1 protein-coding gene is annotated in these 944 nt (G+C 58.1%); it reads left to right on the top strand.

All coding sequences use genetic code 11. The features are described from left to right. Nucleotides 1-944 (top strand): amino acid adenylation domain-containing protein (locus Xind_RS19615; protein ID WP_187650951.1); only part of this gene is annotated, 944 nt, incomplete at both ends.

Below are 944 nucleotides of genomic sequence, written 5' to 3'. Positions count from 1 at the left end.
GACAGTCCCTTACCCACTGTCGTGCTTGATGCCCGCTCACCACGTGTCTTTGACAGAGAACCGGGCAGCAACCCTGACAGCCGGGCACGGGGACTGACTTCACGCCATCTGGCTTATGTGATCTACACCTCCGGCTCCACCGGTCAGCCCAAAGGGGTGATGGTTGAACACGCGAATGCCATTCGCCTGTTAGCGGCAACACAAGGGTATTTCCAGTTCAATAGCAACGACGTCTGGACACTGTTCCACTCATTTGCTTTTGATTTCTCGGTATGGGAGATATGGGGCGCCCTGTCTTACGGTGGCAAGCTGGTTATCGTCCCGGCGGTCTGTGCCCGCTCCCCGCAGGCGTTCTATGCGCTGTTGTGTCAGGAACGTGTGACCGTGCTGAACCAGACCCCCAGTGCTTTCCGCCAGCTTATCCCTGCGCAGGATGACACGGCACATTCCCTGCGTTGTATTATCTTTGGCGGGGAGGCACTGGACTTGCCGATGCTGGCCCCCTGGATTGCTCATAACCCGGTTCAGCAGACCCGTCTGGTGAACATGTACGGCATCACCGAAATCACCGTCCATGCCACTTATCGGGAACTCACCGGTGAGGATATTACCGAAGGCCGTGGCAGCCTGATTGGTCAGCCATTACCTGACCTGCGTGCTTATCTCCTCGATCATCACGGTCAGCCAGTCCCGATTGGCGTAACGGGCGAGCTGTATATTGGCGGGGCCGGTGTTGCCCGCGGTTACCTTAACCGTCCGGCACTGACGGCGGAACGCTTTATGGCTGACCCGTTCTCAACAGCACCGGATGCCCGCCTGTATAAAACCGGTGACCTCGGCCGCTGGTTGCCGGATGGCAGTATCGAATACCTCGGCCGCAACGACTTTCAGGTCAAGATCCGCGGCTTCCGTATTGAGCTGGGGGAAATTGAAGCGCGTCTGGT

Source organism: Xenorhabdus indica, from assembly GCF_014467235.1.
In the GTDB taxonomy this organism is placed as follows: Bacteria; Pseudomonadota; Gammaproteobacteria; order Enterobacterales; family Enterobacteriaceae; genus Xenorhabdus; species Xenorhabdus indica.
This window is presented reverse-complemented; position numbering and strand designations above follow the sequence as displayed.